Source organism: Microbacterium sp. gxy059 (genome assembly GCF_050958665.1).
GTDB lineage: Bacteria > Actinomycetota > Actinomycetes > Actinomycetales > Microbacteriaceae > Microbacterium.
In genome coordinates this window covers 70,475-87,394 of the sequence record NZ_JAMXWT010000002.1, presented here as the reverse complement: position 1 = coordinate 87,394, position 16,920 = coordinate 70,475, and the positions used below count along the sequence as shown (strand labels likewise).

Below are 16,920 nucleotides of genomic sequence, written 5' to 3'. Positions count from 1 at the left end.
AACACCCCCGATTCTACAGGTTCCGCCCTGCGTGTCTCCGTTTGCGGGACACCGCGTCCCGGGGCCGCCAGGAGCTCCCATGACCATGCCGTCCCCCGTCTCCGCCCCCTCGCGCACGCTGCGGATCCTCGCCTGGCTCTCGTTCCTCGCCGAGACGATCATCATCGGAACCGGCGGCGCGGTGCGGCTCACGGGATCGGGTCTCGGCTGCTCGGAATGGCCCCTGTGCACGCCGGGCTCGCTCGTGCCGACGCCCGAGCTCGGCATCCACGGCATCATCGAGTTCGGCAACCGGACGATGACGGGCGTCGTCGGCGTCCTCGCCCTCGCCGTGCTCCTCCTGACGCTCCACCTGGCCGGCGGCCGCCGCGCGGTCTCCCGCTCGCTCTGGTCCGCGCTGGCCGCGATCCTCGTCGGCATCGCGGGCTTCGTCGTCGCGATGCCGTTCGACGTGCCGGCCTTCCCCGTCGCCTCCGCTGGCCTGCTCCTCGCGACGATCGTCGCCGCGGTTCTCTCGATCCGCTCCGTCTCGCAGCGCGCCGATCTCGCGGTGCTGGCCTGGATCGTGCTCGTCGGCGTCGTCGCGCAGGGCTTCGTGGGCGGCATCACCGTGCTCACCGGCCTCAACCCGTTCATCGTGGGCTTCCACTACGCGTCGTCGCTCGTCCTCGTCTGCGTCACGGCCGCCTTCCTCGTGCGGATGGGCGCGGCGCCCGGCGCCCGCGAGCGCGCGGTTCCGCGGTGGTACGCGATCACGACGCACGTCACCTCGCTCGTGCTCGCCGTCACGATCGCCTTCGGCGTGCTGACGACCGGCAACGGCCCGCACTCGGGAGACGCCGACGTGGTGCGCACCGGGTTCGACGCGACGCTCCTGTCGCACATCCACTCGTGGCCCGGCTACCTGCTCTTCGCGCTCGTCGCGGTGCTCGTCGTCGCCGCCTGGCGCCTCGATCTGCCGACCCGGGGATGGGCCACGGCGCTGCTCGCGGTGCTCGTCGTGCAGATCGGCGTCGGTGTCTGGCAGGCCAACGCGGCGCTCCCGCCGCTGCTCGTGGGCATCCACATGGTGCTCGCGGCGCTGTCGGCCGCCGCCTTCACGGCGCTGGTCCTCGCGCTCAAGCGCCCCGCTCGCTGACCGCGCGCGTCAGCCGCAGGCCAGGGCAGCCTCCACGACCGCCTGCTCCGGAGGCACCCCTCCGTAGTAGTAGTCGACGCCGTTGCCCCACGGGTCGTCGAAGCCCTTCCCGATCGCCCACGCGGTCGCGAGCAGCTCGACGTCGCCCGAGAAGGGCTCCGCCTCGAGCACCTCGCGGCACCGCGCCGTCGCCGCGTGTCCCGTCTCGTGCGCGACGAGACCCCGGAACCGCTCGTCCGGCCAGAAGGCCGCGACGCTGTCGGAGAGCTCGATGGTCGCGTAGCCGCCGTCCGCGTACCACCACGTCGTGTACCCGCCGGCGGACTCCCCCTCGCCCAGGCCGTTCACGATCGGCGCCCAGTCGAAGTCGATGCGCACATCTCCGACGATCGAGCGCGCGAACTCCTCGACCTCGAGGCGCGCGTCGAGCAGTCCGCCGCGGTCCTTCTCCGCCATCTCCGCCTCCTGCGACTCCCTGACCGCGCTCGCGCTCCGGACGTAGGCGCGGATCTCGGCGGCTCCCGGATCCGCCTCAGCCGCCCTGGCGGCCTTCTGCAGCGCGATGCGCGCGGGCGCCTCGGCAGAGATGTTCTCGGCCTCGACGCGGTCCGCCTCCTCGGGGAGCCGGTCCGAGACCGAGGAGACGGCGGCGTCGATCGCCTCGGCCGACTCCTCGAGCTCGCCGGAGGAGGCGTCGACGGCGGCGAGGCTCGCCTCCGCGTCCGCCGCCTCGGCCTCGATCGCGTCCGCGGCCTCGCGGAGCGCGGAGAAATCCGTCTCCGAGGCGGGCGGCTCCGCGCGCTCCGCCGCGCGCAGCGTGTCGAGGATCCGCTCGGCGACGCGGGCCTCCGGCAGCCGCTCGGCGCTCTCGAGCGCGGGGAGGTCCTCGTCGGGCACGAGCGAGCGGAGGTGCGCGAGCACGGCGGTGGCCGTCTCCGTGCTCTCCTCGGCCGCCGCATCCGCCGCCGCGTAGCGGTCGAGAGCGTCCTCGCGGAGGTCAGCGACCCGTTCGAGGGTCGAGGACGCCTCGGCGATGCGCTCGAGCGCGCCCCTCCGCTGGATCTCGAGGGCTACCGCCGCGGCGGCGACCGCGACGACGACGAGGACGACAGCGCCGATCAGCCAGGCCGCGCGCCGGCGGCCGCGGCGCGAGGACGCGACGGGCGGCGGCGTCACGAGACCGCCTGCGCGCGCCGCCGCCCCTGCTGGTCGACGAGCGCGATCGCGACCGCCCCCGTCACGAACAGCGCGGCGGACAGCAGCCCGGTGCCGTAGGCGTCGTGATAGACGGCGCTGCCCTCGGTCTCGACGTCGTGCCCGATCACCGTGGAGTAGAACAGCGACAGCGCGATAGCCGCGCCGATCGCGTTGCCGACGCGCTGCCCGAGCTGTCCCACCGAGCCGGCGAGGCCGCCCTCCGAGGGCGGGATCTCCGCGAGGGTGAGGGTCTGGTTCGGCGAGATCACGCAGCCGCCGCCGAGGCCCCCGACCGTCAGCACCGCCACCATGATCCAGGGGGTCGCCTCGTCGCTCGCGAACCGGCCGACGATCACGAGCGCGCCGATGCACCCGAGGACGAGGAGGAGGCCGACGATCACGAGCGCGCGCCCGTATCGCGCGACGAGCCGGCCGCTGTACCAGGACGACAGCGCGCTCAGCAGGGCGAAGCCGATCGTCACCATCCCGGTGTGCATGGCCGACAGACCGAGGCCGCTCTGCAGGTACAGGGCGGTGAGCAGGAAGATGCTCGGCATCGCGGCGAAGTAGAGGGTCTGGATGATCGTCCCGTTGCGCCACGAGGCGACGCGGAACAGCCTCAGCGGCACGAGCGGCGCGCGCCCCCTCGCGGCGTATCTCCGCTCCCAGGCGACGAACCCGATGGCGAACAGCCCGCACGGGACGAGGAGCCACCAGCGGGCCGGCTCGTCGTCCGGGGAGCCGGTCGTGAACAGGAAGGGCACGAGGAGCGTCACGACGACGATCCCGAACAGCGCGAGCCCGACGGGATCGAGAGAGAGCCGCTCGACGCTCGGACGCCGCACCTCGGGCAGCGTCACGAGCGCGAACACGATGACGGCGATGCACAGGGGGACGTTCATCCAGAAGATCCAGCGCCAGCCGTCCTCCGGTCCGCCGAGGGCGATGAGGAGGCCCCCGACGGTCGGGCCGAAGGCCGTGGCGAGGCCGATCGTCGCGCCGAACAGCCCGAAGGCCATGCCGCGCTCGCGCCCCGTGAAGACCTGCTGCAGCGTGCCCATCACCTGCGGCATCTGCACGCCCGCGGAGATGCCCTGCAGGAAGCGCGCACCGACGAGCACCCAGGCGTTCGGCGCGAGCGCGCAGAGGGCGCTCGACAGCGTGAAGCCGACGAGCCCCGCGATCATGAGGCCGCGCCGCGAGCGCTGGTCCCCGATGCGGCCGAACGGCACGAGGACGAGCCCGAAGGCGAGGATGTACCCGGACACGATGAGCTGCAGCTCCGTGGATCCCCCGCCGAGCGCCTGCTCGATGGAGGCCAGGCCGACGTTCACCTTCGAGATGTCGAGGATCGTCAGCGCCGCGACCGAGGCGCAGACCCAGAAGGCCCGCCAGCGGCCCGCGTGGTCGAGGGAGATGCTGCGCGTGTCCGTCGGCGGGGTCTCGTTGCTCATCGTCGACCAGGCTAGCCGTCCGCCGGCGGGCTCCCGCGGCGCGCCCGAGTCAGAACGGGAGCAGCGGGTCGACCGCGACCGCGAGGAAGACGAGCGTCAGGTAGGTGATCGACGCGTGGAACACGCGCATCGGACGCGCCTCGGATCCCCGCTCGACGCCCGCGGCGGCGCGCACCGACATGTTGTACATGCGGTGCGACTCGTAGATGAACCATCCGCCGAACACGAGCGCGGACGCCGTGTAGACGAGCCCCATGTCCGCGACGGGGATGAGCAGCAGAGAGCAGGCGGCCGTCGCCCACGCGTAGAGCACGATCTGGAGGCCCACCTGGGCGCTCGAGCGCGTGGCGCCGAGCATCGGCACGTCGGTCTCGTCGTAGTCCTCGGCGTACTTCATCGACAGCGGCCAGTAGTGCGGGGGCGTCCAGAGGAAGACGAGCGCGAACAGCACGAACGCGGGCCAGTCGAGCGAGTTCTGCACCGTCGCCCAGCCGATGAGCACGGGGAAGCACCCGGCGATGCCGCCCCAGACGATGTTCTGCTCGGTGTGGCGCTTGAGGAGCACCGTGTAGACGAACGCGTAGAAGAAGATCGCGACGCACGAGAGCACCGCGGTGAGCACGTTGGCGAACGCGAGGAACCAGACCGCCTGGAGCACCGCCAGCGTCCAGGCGAACACCAGCGCCTCGCGCGGCGTCACCTCGCCCGTGACGATGGGGCGGTTCTTCGTCCGCCGCATGTGCGCATCGATGTCGCGGTCGAGGTACATGTTGAACGCGGCCGCCGACCCCGCGCTCATCGCGCCTCCGACGACGGCGACGACGACGAGCCAGAGGTTCGGCAGACCGTCGGCGGCGAGGAACATCACCGGGACCGTCGAGACGAGCAGCAGCTCCATGACGCGCGGCTTCGTCAGCGTCACGTAGGCGCGGATCTTCCGCCCGAGGGGGAGCTTCGCGGGGGCCGTCTCGTCGGCGGCGCGCAGGTGAGCGGCTTCAGGTCGGCTCGTCGACACGGGCGTTCCCTCCCAGTGCTGGATTCTGATCAGGCTTTCGTTCAGTCTAGTGCCCTCCGCCTGACCGGAGGCGGGGCGTCCGGCGGCGACGCGGGCCGTCATCGACGCGCCGGGGCGAGCCGCGAGAGCACTATGCTGGGGCGCGTAAAGCCCGCCGCGACCACCGGAATACCGTCTCTCGCGAGGCGCGCATCCCTCGGACGCGGCTGGGACCATCCCCCAGGAAAGGTGGCCCGGTGTCGGATCTGCGTTGGGACGAAATCGATCGGCGCGCTGTGGACACGGCGCGCGTGCTGGCGGCGGACGCGGTGGAGAAGGTGGGCAACGGCCATCCCGGCACCGCCATGAGCCTGGCTCCCGCGGCCTACCTGCTCTACCAGCGCGTCATGAACCATGACCCGGCCGACACGCACTGGGCGGGTCGCGACCGATTCATCCTGTCCGCCGGGCACTCGTCGCTGACGCAGTACGTGCAGCTCTACCTCGGCGGCTTCGGCCTCGAGCTCGATGACCTCGAGGCGCTGCGCACCTGGGGCTCGAAGACGCCGGGCCACCCCGAGTACGGCGAGACCGACGGCGTGGAGATCACGACCGGCCCCCTCGGCCAGGGGCTCGCCTCGTCGGTGGGCTTCGCGTACGCGGCGCGCTACGAGCGCGGCCTGTTCGACCCGTCCGCGCCCGCGGGCGAGAGCCCGTTCGATCACTTCGTGTACGTCATCGCCAGCGACGGCGACCTGCAGGAGGGCGTCACGAGCGAGGCCTCCTCGCTCGCGGGGCACCAGAAGCTCGGCAACCTCGTCGTCCTCTACGACGCGAACCAGATCTCCATCGAGGACGACACCGACGTCGCCTTCACCGAGGACGTCGCGAAGCGCTACGAGGCCTACGGCTGGCAGGTGCTCGAGGTCGACTGGAAGAAGACGGGCGAGTACGTCGAGGACGTCGCCGAGCTCCACCGGGCGATCGAGGACGCGAAGGCCGACGCCGACCGCCCCTCGCTCATCGTGCTGAGGACGGTCATCGGCTGGCCGGCCCCCGGCAAGCAGAACACCGGCGGGATCCACGGCTCCGCGCTCGGGGCCGACGAGCTCGCCGCGACGAAGAAGGTGCTCGGGTTCGACCCCGAGGCGTCCTTCGCCGTCGCGGACGACGTGATCGCGCACACCCGCGAGCTGCGTGATCGCGGCGCGGCCGCGCACGCCGCCTGGCAGGAGCGGTTCGACGCGTGGGCCGAGGCGAACCCGGAGCGCAAGGCGCTGTGGGACCGCCTCGAGGCCGGCGAGCTGCCCGAGGGCATCGAGGACGCGCTCCCCGTCTTCGAGGCGGGCACCGGCGTCGCCACCCGCGCCGCGTCCGGGAAGGTCCTGAACGCCCTCGCGGCGGAGCTGCCGGAGCTGTGGGGCGGCTCGGCCGACCTCGCGGGCAGCAACAACACCACGATCGACGGCGCGTCGTCGTTCAACCGCGCCGAGCACTCGACCGCCAAGTTCCCCGGCGACCCCTACGGCCGGGTGCTGCACTTCGGCATCCGCGAGCACGCGATGGGCTCGATCCTCAACGGCATCGTCCTGCACGGGAAGACCCGCGCCTACGGCGGCACGTTCCTGCAGTTCGCCGACTACATGCGGCCCGCGGTGCGCCTGGCCGCGCTGATGGGCATCCCCAGCATCTTCGTGTGGACGCACGACTCGATCGCGCTCGGCGAGGACGGCCCCACCCACCAGCCCGTCGAGCACCTCGCGGCGCTGCGCGTCATCCCCGGTCTCGCCGTCGTGCGCCCCGCCGACGCCAACGAGACCGCGGCCGCGTGGCTCGAGATCCTGAAGCGCCGCGGCGGTCCCGCGGGGATCGCGCTGACCCGCCAGGGCGTGCCGACGTTCCCGCGCGGCGAGGGCGAGGAGTTCGCCTCGGCGTCGCTCGTCGCCAAGGGCGCATACGTGCTCGCGGAGGCCCCGAACGGCTCCCCCGACGTGATCCTCATCGGCACCGGATCCGAGGTGCAGCTCGCCGTGGAGGCGCGCGAGGCGCTGAAGGCGGAGGGCGTGAACGCTCGCGTCGTGTCCGCTCCCTCGCTGGAGTGGTTCGCGGAGCAGTCCGAGGAGTACCGCGAGAGCGTCCTGCCCTCGTCGGTGAAGGCGCGCGTGTCGGTCGAGGCCGGCGTGGCCCAGCCCTGGCGCGGCATCGTCGGAGACGCCGGACGCTCGGTGTCGATCGAGCACTTCGGCGCGTCGGCCGACTACAAGACCCTGTTCGAGAAGTTCGGAATCACGACGGAAGCGGTCGTCGAGGCCGCCCGCGAGACCCTCAAGGAGAACGCATGACCTCCCCCACCGCACAGCTGCAGGCCGCGGGCGTGAGCATCTGGCTCGACGACCTCTCCCGCGAGCGCATCGCGTCCGGCAACCTCGCCGACCTCATCTCGTCGCGCAGCGTCACGGGCGTGACGACGAACCCGACGATCTTCGCCGGCGCCCTCTCGAAGGGCGAGTCGTACGCGCCCCGCGTGGCGGAGCTCGCCGCGGCGGGCGCGTCGACCGACGAGGCGATCTTCGCGATCACCAGCGAGGACGTCCGCGACGCCTGCGACATCTTCCGCCCCGTCTACGACGCCACGGACGGCGTCGATGGCCGCGTGTCGATCGAGGTCTCCCCGGATCTCGCCCACGACACCGAGGGGACGGTCGCGCAGGCGAAGGACCTCTGGGCGCGCGTCGACCGCGAGAACGCGCTCATCAAGATCCCCGCGACGAAAGCCGGCCTGCCGGCCATCACCGAGGTCATCGGCGCCGGCATCAGCGTGAACGTGACCCTCATCTTCAGCCTCGAGCGGTACGCCGAGGTCATCGACGCCTACCTCGCGGGCCTCGAGAAGGCGCGCGAGGCCGGCATCGACCTCGCAGGGATCCACTCGGTCGCCTCCTTCTTCGTGTCCCGCGTGGACAGCGAGGTCGACAAGCGCCTGGCCGCGCTCGGCACCGACGAGGCGCTCGCGCTGAAGTCGAAGGCCGGCGTCGCGAACGCCCGCCTCGCGTTCGAGCTCTACGAGAGCGCCTTCTCCCAGGAGCGCGCGACCGCCCTCGCGGCCGCCGGCGCCAACCCGCAGCGTCCGCTCTGGGCGTCGACCGGCGTCAAGGACCCGTCGCTGCCCGCGACGCTCTACGTCACCGAGCTCGTCGCGCGCGGCGTCGTGAACACGATGCCCGAGAAGACCCTCGAGGCGACGTTCGCCGAGGCCGAGGTCACGGGCGACACCGTGACGGGCGCCTACGCCGACGCGCACGCCGTCATCGACGGCCTCGGCGCGGTCGGCGTCGACTTCGCCGACGTGACCCAGGTGCTCGAGGACGAGGGCGTCGAGAAGTTCATCGCCTCGTGGCACGAGCTGCAGGAGACGGTGCGCCAGGCGCTGGAGACGGCGAAGTGACCTTCTCCATCCACGCCTCCGGCGCGCTCAAGGGCGCCGTCGACCAGTGGCTCCCGAAGCTGTCGGCCGACCTGGTGGCCTCGGGCATCACGGGCGGCGACCCGACCCTGTGGGGCCCCGACGCCGAGGACGAGGCCTCGAAGCGGCTGGGCTGGGTCAACGCCGTCGAGGTGTCGCGTCCGCTCGTCGACGAGATCGTCTCGCTGCGCGCCTCCCTCGCGGAGAAGGGCGTCGACCGCTTCGTGCTCGCCGGCATGGGCGGCTCGTCGCTCGCCCCCGAGGTCATCACCCAGACCGCGGGCGTCGACCTGACGATCCTCGACTCGACGGCCCCCGGGCAGGTGCTCGCGGCGCTCGACGGCGGCCTGGAGCGCACGGCGCTCGTCGTGTCGTCGAAGTCGGGATCCACGGTCGAGACCGACTCGCAGCGTCGCGCGTTCGAGAGCGCGTTCCGCGACCTCGGCATCGACCCCGCCGAGCGGATCATCGTCGTCACCGACCCGGGGTCGCCCCTCGAGGCGTCGGCCCGCGAGGCGGGCTACCGCGTCTTCACGGCCGACCCCGAGGTCGGCGGCCGGTACTCGGCCCTCACCGCCTTCGGCCTCGTGCCGTCGGGCCTCGCGGGCGCCGACATCGCCGAGCTCCTCCGCGAGGCGGAGGCCACGCTGCTGCAGTGCTCCGTCGACGCGCCGGAGAACCCCGCGCTCGTCCTCGCCGCCGCCATCGCCGGCACGTCTCCTCGCAAGGACAAGCTCGGCCTCGTGACCGACGGCACGCACATCGTGGGCCTGCCCGACTGGATCGAGCAGCTCATCGCCGAGTCGACGGGCAAGCTCGGGACCGGGATCCTCCCCGTCGTGCTGCTGCCCGTCTCGCCCGAGGTGGAGAACCCGCCGGCCGACCTCGCGATCTGCCGGATCGTCGACGACGCCCACGAGAGTGCCCGGCGCTACGAGGGCGAGCTGCTCATCAGCGGCTCGCTCGGCGCCCAGCTCGTCGTGTGGGAGTACGCCGTCGCGATCGCGGGCCGCATGCTCGGCATCAACCCGTTCGATCAGCCCGACGTCGAGTCGGCGAAGGCCGCCGCGCGCGGCCTTCTCGACGCGCGTCCCGAGCCCGAGGCCCCGGCGTTCGTCGAGAACGGCGTCGAGGTGCGCGTGAGCGACGCGGAGCTCGCCGCGTCCGGCACAATCGCCGGCGTGCTCGACGCCCTCTGGGCGCGCCTCGCCGAGGACGGATACGTCTCGATCCAGGCGTACGTGGACCGTCTCCAGCTCCCGCAGCTCGCGGGGTTGCGCGAGATGGTCGCCGCCGACTCCGGGCGCCCGACGACGTTCGGCTGGGGGCCCCGGTTCCTGCACTCGACCGGTCAGTACCACAAGGGCGGCCCCGCTCAGGGCGCCTTCCTGCAGATCACCGAGCGCACGGACGTCGATGTGGAGATCCCCGGTCGCCCGTTCACGTTCGGCCAGCTGATCGAGGCCCAGGCGGCGGGAGACGCCGCCGTGCTCGCCGAGCACGGCCGACCGGTCGTGACCCTCACCCTGACCGACCCGCAGACCGAGGTCCTCTCGCTCTTCGAGGCAGCCCAGTAAGGCAGGCATGACAGTTCCCATCGGGCGCGGCGTGAACCCGCTGCGCGATCCCGACGACCGCCGGCTCAGTCGCATCGCCGGCCCCAGCGCGCTCGTCATCTTCGGCGTCACCGGCGATCTCTCGCGCAAGAAGCTGATGCCGGCCGTGTACGACCTGGCCAACCGCGGGCTCCTCCCGCCCGGATTCGCTCTCGTGGGCTTCGCCCGTCGCGAGTGGGACGACGAGGACTTCGCGCAGGTCGTGCACGACGCCGTCAAGCAGCACGCGCGCACGGAGTTCCGCGAGGAGACGTGGCAGCAGCTCGCACAGGGCATCCGCTTCGTGCAGGGCGCCTTCGACGACCCCGACGCGTTCGCGCGCCTGCGCGCGACCGTCGACGCCCTCGACGAGGAGCGGGGGACGATGGGCAACCACGCCTTCTACCTCTCGATCCCCCCGAAGGCGTTCCCGCAGGTCGCGAAGCAGCTGCTCGACTCCGGGCTCGTCGACGAGGAGCAGAACGAGGATCGGTGGCGCCGCGTCGTCATCGAGAAGCCGTTCGGGCACGACCTCGAGTCCGCCCGTCACCTCAACGACTCGCTCGAGGCGGCCTTCCCCAGCGACTCGATCTTCCGGATCGATCACTACCTGGGCAAGGAGACGGTGCAGAACATCCTCGCGCTGCGCTTCGCCAACGAGCTCTACGAGCCGATCTGGAACCGCAACTACGTCGACCACGTGCAGATCACGATGGCCGAGGACATCGGCGTCGGCGGGCGCGCGGGCTACTACGACGGCGTGGGCGCGGCCCGCGACGTGATGCAGAACCACCTCCTGCAGCTGCTCGCACTCACCGCCATGGAGGAGCCGATCAGCCTCTCGGCGGCCGATCTGCGCGCCGAGAAGGAGAAGGTGCTGTCCGCCGTGCGGCTGCCGGACGATCTCTCGACGGCGACCGCGCGCGGACAGTACGCGGGCGGCTGGCAGGGCGGCGAGCAGGTCACGGCGTTCCTCGACGAGGACGGCATGGACCCTGCGTCGAAGACCGAGACCTACGCGGCGGTCAAGCTCGCCATCGACACCCGCCGCTGGGCGGGCGTGCCATTCTACCTGCGCACAGGCAAGCGGCTCGGTCGCCGCGTGACGGAGATCGCGGTCGTGTTCAAGCGCGCCCCCGAGCACCTCTTCTCGCGCAGCAGCGAGCTCGGGCAGAACGCCCTCGTGATCCGGGTGCAGCCCGACGAGGGCGTGACGACCCGCTTCGGCTCGAAGGTGCCGGGCAACGGCACCCACGTGCGCGACGTGACGATGGACTTCGGATACGGCCACGCGTTCACCGAGGCGAGCCCCGAGGCCTACGAGCGCCTCATCCTGGACGTCCTCCTGGGCGACCCTCCGCTCTTCCCGCGTCACGAGGAGGTCGAGCTGTCCTGGCGGATCCTCGACCCCATCGAGCGCTACTGGGCGGATCTCGAGGAGCCGCTCGAGCAGTACGAACCCGGATCCTGGGGGCCGCGCTCCGCGGACGCGCTCCTGGCCCAGGACGGCCGCGTCTGGAGGCGCCCGTGATCATCGACCTGAACGAGACCACCGTCAGCCGGGTCGCGCGCGAGCTCGTCAGCGTGCGGGAGGAGGGCGGCGCCGTCGCCCTCGGCCGTGTGCTGACGCTGATCATCAAGAGCGAGAACCGTCCGTCGGAGCAGGCGATCGACGCCGCGAACGCGGCGTCGCGCGAGCACCCGATGCGCGTCATCGTGCTCGTCACGCATCCGGAGGACGCGCCCCGTCTCGACGCGCAGATCCGCGTCGGGGGCGACGCGGGCGCGAGCGAGGTCATCATCCTGCGCGCGCACGGCGCCGCCGGCAGCAACCCCGAGTCGCTCGTGACCGGCCTGCTGCTGCCCGACGCTCCCGTCGTGGTGTGGTGGCCGGAGGAGCCGCCCGGGGCCCCCGCCCTCGATCCGCTCGGCCGCATCGCGCAGCGCCGCATCACCGACTCGTCGACGACCGTCGAGGCCGCCGACCGGCTGCAGCGCCTGGACGAGACGTACCGCCCCGGCGACACCGATCTCGCGTGGACGCGCCTGACCCGCTGGCGCGAGCAGCTCGCCGCGGTCCTGGATCAGCCCCCCTACGAGCCGATCACCTCGGTGGAGGTGTGCGGGGCGAGCTCGTCTCCGTCCACGGCGCTGCTGGCGGCCTGGCTGGGCATGACGCTCGACGTCGGCGTCACGTGGCGCTACGAGCGCTCGTCCGACTGGGATCACGGCATCCGGTCCGTGCGCCTCACGCGCGAGAGCGGGGACATCCTGCTCGAGCGGCGCACCTCGACGCACGCCGTGCTCACCCAGCCGGGTCAGCCCGACCACGATCTGCTCCTCCCCCGCCGCTCGCTGCGCGAGTGCCTCGCGGAGGAGCTGCGCCGCCTCGATCCCGATGTGCTCTACGGGCGCGTCATCACGGACGGCTGGAACGCCCTCATGCGGGGCGACCGGGACGAGAGCGCGGAGGAGCCCCGGTGACGGGCCCCGACGAGATCGTCCGCCCCGACAAGGCGTCTCTCGCCCGCGAGGTCGCCGGCCGTCTGCTCTGGGTGCTCTCCTCGCTGACCTCCGAGGGCGATCGCACCGCGCACGTGTCGCTCACGGGCGGCTCGATGGGCATCGGCTCGCTCGCGGCCGTCGCCGCGCACCCGGACCGCGACGCGGTCGACTGGTCGCGCGTGCACCTCTGGTGGAGCGACGAGCGCTTCGTGGCGCGGGACGACGACGAGCGCAACGCGCTGCAGGCCAGGCGCGCCCTGGGGGACGCCATCGACATCCCGGCCGCGAACGTCCACGAGCCGAGGGCCGCGGGCGCGGGATCCCTCGACGACGCCGCCCGCGCCTACGCCGAGGAGCTGCGCGAGCACGCCCCCGAGGGCGCGGTCGCTCCGCGCTTCGACGTGTGCCTTCTGGGGGTCGGACCCGACGCCCACATCGCGTCGCTGTTCCCGGGACGCGACGAGGTGCACGTCGACGACGCGACCGTCCTCCCGGTGCGCGAGTCGCCGAAACCCCCTCCCGAGCGGATCACGTTCACCCTGCCGGTGATCAACGGCTCCGCGCGCGTCTGGCTCGTGGTCGCGGGCTCCGACAAGGCAGATGCCGTCGCGAAGGTGCGGGCGGGAGCCCCGCTCTCCGACGCCCCGGCCGCGGGAGCACGCGGCGACGTCGAGACGATCCTGTTCGTCGACGAGGCGGCCTCGGCCTGACCCGCGCACGACGAAGGCCCCGTCCCCCTCTCGGGTGGGACGGGGCCTTCGTCGTCTGCGTCGGGAGGCGGTCCTATGCCTCGCCGCGCTTCTCGCGGAGCTTGCGGAGGGCGTCGTCGAGGAGCTCCTCGGCTTCGTCGTCCGAGCGACGCTCCTTCACGTACGCGAGGTGGGTCTTGTACGGCTCGGTCTTCTGCGGGGCCGGAGGGTTCTCCCGGTCGCGCCCCGCGGGGAGACCCGACTGGGGGTGGTCGACGACCTCGGGGATCTCCTCCTCGGGCAGGTCGGCGGAGTACTGACGCACCACCTCGTTGCCCTGCGCGTCCCAGTAGCTGATCGAGATGCGATCCGCGTGGTGTCCGTGGTCCTGCTCCCCCATGGGGCCGGACCCGATGCGCGTTCCGCGGATGGCGCTGCCGCCCGCGGCCATCAGAGCACCTGGAACTTCGTGATCAGTCCCAGGCCGACGATGGACAGGAACCACACGAGAGCGATCGAAATCGTCAGGTAGTTGAGCACGCGCTCTGCGGATCCGGACGAGCTGACCGCCTGCGCCATGCCGCCGCCGAACATGTCGGAGAGACCGCCACCGCGGCCCTTGTGCATGAGGATGAACAGCGTCAGCAGCAGGCTCGTGAGGCCGAGCAGGACCTGCAGGATGAACTCGAGAATCTGCACGGGTGTGCCCTTTCCTTCGTGCGGCGCGACGATTGCCGCACGATCATTCAGTATACGGGGGCCGGACCGGAGGGGTCAGACCCCGACGTGCTTCTGGAAGCGGATGATCGACGAGAACTCGTCGACCTTCAGGCTCCCGCCGCCCACGAGCGCGCCGTCGATGTCGGGCTCGCGCATGAACGAGGCGATGTTCGACGACTTCACCGATCCGCCGTAGAGGACCCGCGTCGACGCCGCCGCGTCGTCTCCGAGCGAGGCGCGGATCACGTCGCGCAGCTTGGCGCAGACCTCCTGGGCCTGCTCGGGCGTGGCCGCCTGCCCCGATCCGATCGCCCAGACCGGCTCGTACGCGACGACGATCTCCGCGTCGGAGGCGACGCCCTCGAGCGCCTTCTCGAGCTGGGCGACGGGCACGGCGCTCGCACCGTGCCTCTCGAGGTCCTCGCTCGTCTCCCCCACGCAGATGACGGGGACGAGGCCGTGCTTCAGGGCCGCCTGGGTCTTCGCGGCGACGACCGCGTCGTCCTCGGCGTGGTACTCGCGGCGCTCCGAGTGCCCGATGATCACCTGCGAGCACCCCAGCTTGCCGAGGAACGCGCCGGAGACCTCGCCCGTGTAGGCGCCGGAGTCGTGCACCGAGAGATCCTGAGCGCCGAACCCGAAGGGGATCTTGTCGGCCTCGATCAGCGTCTGCACGCTGCGGATGTCGGTGAACGGCGGGAACACCGTCACGTCGACCGACGCGAAGTCGTGGTCGGCGTCCTTGAGACTCCAGTGCAGCTTCTGCACGAGGGCGACCGCCTGCAGGTGGTCGAGGTTCATCTTCCAGTTTCCCGCGATGAGCGGGGTGCGGCTCACTGCCATCCGAGGACCTCCAGTCCGGGGAGCTTCTTGCCCTCGAGGAACTCGAGGCTGGCGCCGCCGCCGGTCGACACGTGGCCGAACCGGTCGTCGGCGAATCCGAGGGTGCGGGCCGCCGCGGCGGAGTCGCCGCCGCCGACGACGCTGAGTCCGTCGACCTCGGTGAGCGCCTGCGCGACGGCTCGGGTGCCGTCGGCGAAGGCGGGGAACTCGAACACGCCCATGGGTCCGTTCCAGAACACGGTGCGGGATCCGCGGATCGCGTCGGCGAACGCGCGCGCCGAGTCGGGGCCGATGTCGAGGCCCATGCCGTCGGCGCCGAAGCGGGTCCCCTCGAAGGCGTCGGCCGGGGCGACCTCGTGCTCGGCGTCGGCGGAGAAGCCGGACGCCACGACGATGTCGGTCGGGAGGATCAGCTCGACGCCCCGCTCGGCGGCGCGCGCGATGTACGCGCGGGCGGTGTCGAGCTGGTCGGCCTCGACGAGGCTCTTGCCGATCGCGTGCCCCTGGGCGGCGAGGAAGGTGAACACCATCCCCCCGCCGATGAGGAGCTTGTCGACGCGCGGCAGCAGGCTGTCGATGACGCCGAGCTTGTCGCTGACCTTGGAGCCGCCGAGCACCACCGTGTAGGGGCTCTCGGGCGCCTCGAGCAGGCCGTTCAGCACGCCCACCTCGTGCGCGACGAGGGAGCCGGCGGCACTCGGAAGCAGCTCGGCGAGCTCGTAGACGCTCGCCTGCTTCCGGTGCACGACGCCGAAGCCGTCGGAGACCATGGCGTCGGCGAACGCCGCGATCCGCTCGGCGAACGCGCGGCGCTCCGCGGCGTCCTTCGAGGTCTCGCCCGCGTTGAAGCGGAGGTTCTCGAGGACGGCGATCTGCCCGTCCTCGAGCGCGTCGACGGTCTCGGCCGCCGAGGAGCCGACGGTGTCCGTCGCGAACGCGACGGGACGGTCGAGCAGCTCGGACAGGCGGGTCGCGACGGGCGCGAGCGAGAACTGCGGGTCGGGCTCGCCCTTCGGACGGCCGAGGTGCGACGAGGTGATCACCTTCGCGCCGGCGTCGAGGAGAGCGGTGAGGGTCGGGAGGGCGGCGCGCACGCGGCCGTCATCCGTGATCGCGCCGTCCGAGAGCGGCACGTTGAAGTCGCAGCGGACGAACACGCGCTTGCCAGCGAGGTCGCCCAGGGATTCGAGAGTGCGGAGAGTCATCATTCCTCACGATACAGCGGACGCCCGCCCGCACGCGGCAGCATGCGGACGGGCGCCCGGGATCAGGGTGTCCGTCGGATCAGAGCTTGCCGGCGACGAGCTGCGCGAGGTTCACGAGACGCGACGAGTAGCCCCACTCGTTGTCGTACCAGGAGGAGATCTTCACGGTGCGGCCGATCACGCGGATGAGGCCCGCGTCGAAGATCGACGAGTGCGGGTCGGTCACGATGTCGGCCGAGACGATCTCGTCCTCGGTGTACTTGAGGATGCCCTTGAGCGGGCCCTCCGAGGCGGCCTTCTTGTAGGCGGCCTTGATCTCGTCGACCGTCACGTCGCTGCCGGCCTCGAGGGTGAGGTCGGTGATCGAGCCGGTGGGGACGGGCACGCGGAGCGCGAAGCCGTCGAGCTTGCCCTTGAGCTCGGGGAGCACGAGGCCGATGGCCGCGGCGGCGCCCGTCGAGGTCGGGATGATCGACTGCGCGGCGCCGCGGGCGCGACGGAGGTCGCTGTGGGGGCCGTCCTGCAGGTTCTGGTCGGCCGTGTAGGCGTGGACCGTCGTCATGAGGCCGCGCTCGATGCCGAACTCGTCGTTGAAGACCTTGGCGAGCGGCGCGAGGCAGTTCGTGGTGCACGACGCGTTCGAGATGATGTGCTGCGTCTCGGCGTCGTACTGGTCGTCGTTCACGCCGAGGACGAAGGTCGCGACGTCGCCCTTCGCGGGCGCCGAGATGATGACCTTCTTCGCGCCGGCCTCGAGGTGGGCCTTCGCCTTGTCGGAGTGCGTGAAGCGCCCGGTCGACTCGATGACGATGTCGACGCCCAGCTCGCCCCAGGGGAGCTTCGCGGGGTCGCGCTCCTCGAGCGCGATGATCTTCTTGCCGTCGACGTAGATCGCCTCGTCGTCGTACGTGACCTCCTGCTCGAGGCGGCCGAGGATCGAGTCGTACTTCAGCAGGTGCGCGAGCGTCTTGTTGTCGGTGAGGTCGTTCACCGCCACGACCTCGAAGTCGGCTCCCTGCTGGATGGCCGAGCGAATGAAGTTGCGTCCGATGCGGCCGAAGCCGTTGATACCGATCCGTGCGGACACTGTGTGTCTCCTCGTGTAGGTGCCCCGGGA

Annotated in this window: 15 protein-coding genes; 7 read left to right on the top strand and 8 right to left on the bottom strand. The window is 71.7% G+C overall.

Going from position 1 to position 16,920, the window contains the following annotated elements; all coding sequences use genetic code 11:
* The first annotated feature begins 79 nt into the window (after positions 1 to 79).
* Positions 80 to 1,138 (top strand): COX15/CtaA family protein, encoded by a 1,059-nt coding sequence (locus tag NHL53_RS01905; protein WP_433774596.1) that lies wholly within the window; start codon positions 80 to 82, stop codon positions 1,136 to 1,138.
* Positions 1,139 to 1,147: 9 nt separating this feature from the next.
* Here the strand turns inward: NHL53_RS01905 and NHL53_RS01900 are convergent, their stop codons facing one another.
* Genes NHL53_RS01900 through NHL53_RS01890 form a run of 3 tightly spaced genes read right to left on the bottom strand, consistent with a single transcriptional unit; the run spans position 1,148 to position 4,774 of the window.
* Entirely contained in the window at positions 1,148 to 2,314 is a 1,167-nt protein-coding gene (locus NHL53_RS01900; protein WP_433774594.1) for a hypothetical protein, read from the bottom strand.
* On the bottom strand, positions 2,311 to 3,789 hold the full coding sequence (locus tag NHL53_RS01895) for an MFS transporter (RefSeq protein ID WP_433774593.1): 1,479 nt from the start codon (positions 3,787 to 3,789) through the stop codon (positions 2,311 to 2,313). Before NHL53_RS01895 ends, NHL53_RS01900 begins: the two co-directional genes overlap by 4 nt.
* Before the next feature lie 49 nt (positions 3,790 to 3,838).
* A complete protein-coding gene (locus tag NHL53_RS01890; RefSeq protein WP_433774973.1) occupies positions 3,839 to 4,774 on the bottom strand; it encodes a heme o synthase in 936 nt (311 codons plus the stop codon).
* A 266-nt stretch (positions 4,775 to 5,040) separates the two neighbouring features.
* Between NHL53_RS01890 and tkt the strand changes: the two genes are divergently transcribed.
* From tkt to pgl, 6 genes are read left to right on the top strand one after another with little or no spacing between them, the layout of a single operon-like run.
* Entirely contained in the window at positions 5,041 to 7,125 is a 2,085-nt protein-coding gene (gene tkt, locus NHL53_RS01885) for a transketolase (RefSeq protein ID WP_433774591.1), read from the top strand.
* Positions 7,122 to 8,228 (top strand): transaldolase, encoded by a 1,107-nt coding sequence (gene tal / locus NHL53_RS01880; RefSeq protein WP_433774589.1) that lies wholly within the window; start codon positions 7,122 to 7,124, stop codon positions 8,226 to 8,228. The genes tkt and tal overlap by 4 nt, the downstream gene beginning before the upstream one ends.
* Positions 8,225 to 9,823 carry a glucose-6-phosphate isomerase gene (locus tag NHL53_RS01875; RefSeq protein ID WP_433774587.1) on the top strand — a complete coding sequence of 533 codons (1,599 nt, stop codon included), beginning with the start codon at positions 8,225 to 8,227 and terminating at the stop codon, positions 9,821 to 9,823. Before tal ends, NHL53_RS01875 begins: the two co-directional genes overlap by 4 nt.
* 7 nt (positions 9,824 to 9,830) lie before the next feature.
* Positions 9,831 to 11,372, top strand: a complete 1,542-nt coding sequence (gene zwf, locus NHL53_RS01870; protein WP_433774585.1) for a glucose-6-phosphate dehydrogenase — start codon at positions 9,831 to 9,833, stop codon at positions 11,370 to 11,372.
* Positions 11,369 to 12,325, top strand: coding sequence for a glucose-6-phosphate dehydrogenase assembly protein OpcA (locus NHL53_RS01865; RefSeq protein ID WP_433774583.1), 957 nt, complete (start codon positions 11,369 to 11,371; stop codon positions 12,323 to 12,325). The genes zwf and NHL53_RS01865 overlap by 4 nt, the downstream gene beginning before the upstream one ends.
* Positions 12,322 to 13,056, top strand: a complete 735-nt coding sequence (pgl, locus tag NHL53_RS01860; protein ID WP_433774581.1) for a 6-phosphogluconolactonase — start codon at positions 12,322 to 12,324, stop codon at positions 13,054 to 13,056. Before NHL53_RS01865 ends, pgl begins: the two co-directional genes overlap by 4 nt.
* 73 nt (positions 13,057 to 13,129) lie before the next feature.
* Here pgl and NHL53_RS01855 read toward each other — a convergent pair whose 3' ends face one another.
* From NHL53_RS01855 to gap, 5 genes are all read right to left on the bottom strand, one after another.
* Positions 13,130 to 13,486, bottom strand: a complete 357-nt coding sequence (locus tag NHL53_RS01855) for an RNA polymerase-binding protein RbpA (protein ID WP_433774579.1) — start codon at positions 13,484 to 13,486, stop codon at positions 13,130 to 13,132.
* Entirely contained in the window at positions 13,486 to 13,734 is a 249-nt protein-coding gene (secG, locus tag NHL53_RS01850) for a preprotein translocase subunit SecG (RefSeq protein ID WP_433774577.1), read from the bottom strand. Before secG ends, NHL53_RS01855 begins: the two co-directional genes overlap by 1 nt.
* A 75-nt stretch (positions 13,735 to 13,809) precedes the next feature.
* A complete protein-coding gene (gene tpiA / locus NHL53_RS01845) occupies positions 13,810 to 14,598 on the bottom strand; it encodes a triose-phosphate isomerase (RefSeq protein ID WP_433774575.1) in 789 nt (262 codons plus the stop codon).
* Positions 14,589 to 15,803 carry a phosphoglycerate kinase gene (locus tag NHL53_RS01840; RefSeq protein ID WP_433774573.1) on the bottom strand — a complete coding sequence of 405 codons (1,215 nt, stop codon included), beginning with the start codon at positions 15,801 to 15,803 and terminating at the stop codon, positions 14,589 to 14,591. The genes tpiA and NHL53_RS01840 overlap by 10 nt, the downstream gene beginning before the upstream one ends.
* Positions 15,804 to 15,882: 79 nt before the next feature.
* The gene (gene gap / locus NHL53_RS01835) at positions 15,883 to 16,890 is read right to left on the bottom strand and encodes a type I glyceraldehyde-3-phosphate dehydrogenase (protein ID WP_433774571.1); all 1,008 of its coding nucleotides are present in this window, start codon (positions 16,888 to 16,890) and stop codon (positions 15,883 to 15,885) included.
* Positions 16,891 to 16,920: the final 30 nt, after the last annotated feature.

Bases quoted from the DNA above. Each gene is read 5' to 3' on its own strand.
- NHL53_RS01905 (WP_433774596.1), top strand. From the start codon at position 80: ATGACCATGCCGTCCCCCGTCTCCGCCCCCTCGCGCACGCTGCGGATC.
- NHL53_RS01895 (WP_433774593.1), bottom strand. From the start codon at position 3,789: ATGAGCAACGAGACCCCGCCGACGGACACGCGCAGCATCTCCCTCGAC.
- tal (WP_433774589.1), top strand. From the start codon at position 7,122: ATGACCTCCCCCACCGCACAGCTGCAGGCCGCGGGCGTGAGCATCTGG.
- zwf (WP_433774585.1), top strand. From the start codon at position 9,831: ATGACAGTTCCCATCGGGCGCGGCGTGAACCCGCTGCGCGATCCCGAC.
- NHL53_RS01855 (WP_433774579.1), bottom strand. From the start codon at position 13,486: ATGGCCGCGGGCGGCAGCGCCATCCGCGGAACGCGCATCGGGTCCGGC.
- tpiA (WP_433774575.1), bottom strand. From the start codon at position 14,598: ATGGCAGTGAGCCGCACCCCGCTCATCGCGGGAAACTGGAAGATGAAC.
- NHL53_RS01840 (WP_433774573.1), bottom strand. From the start codon at position 15,803: ATGACTCTCCGCACTCTCGAATCCCTGGGCGACCTCGCTGGCAAGCGC.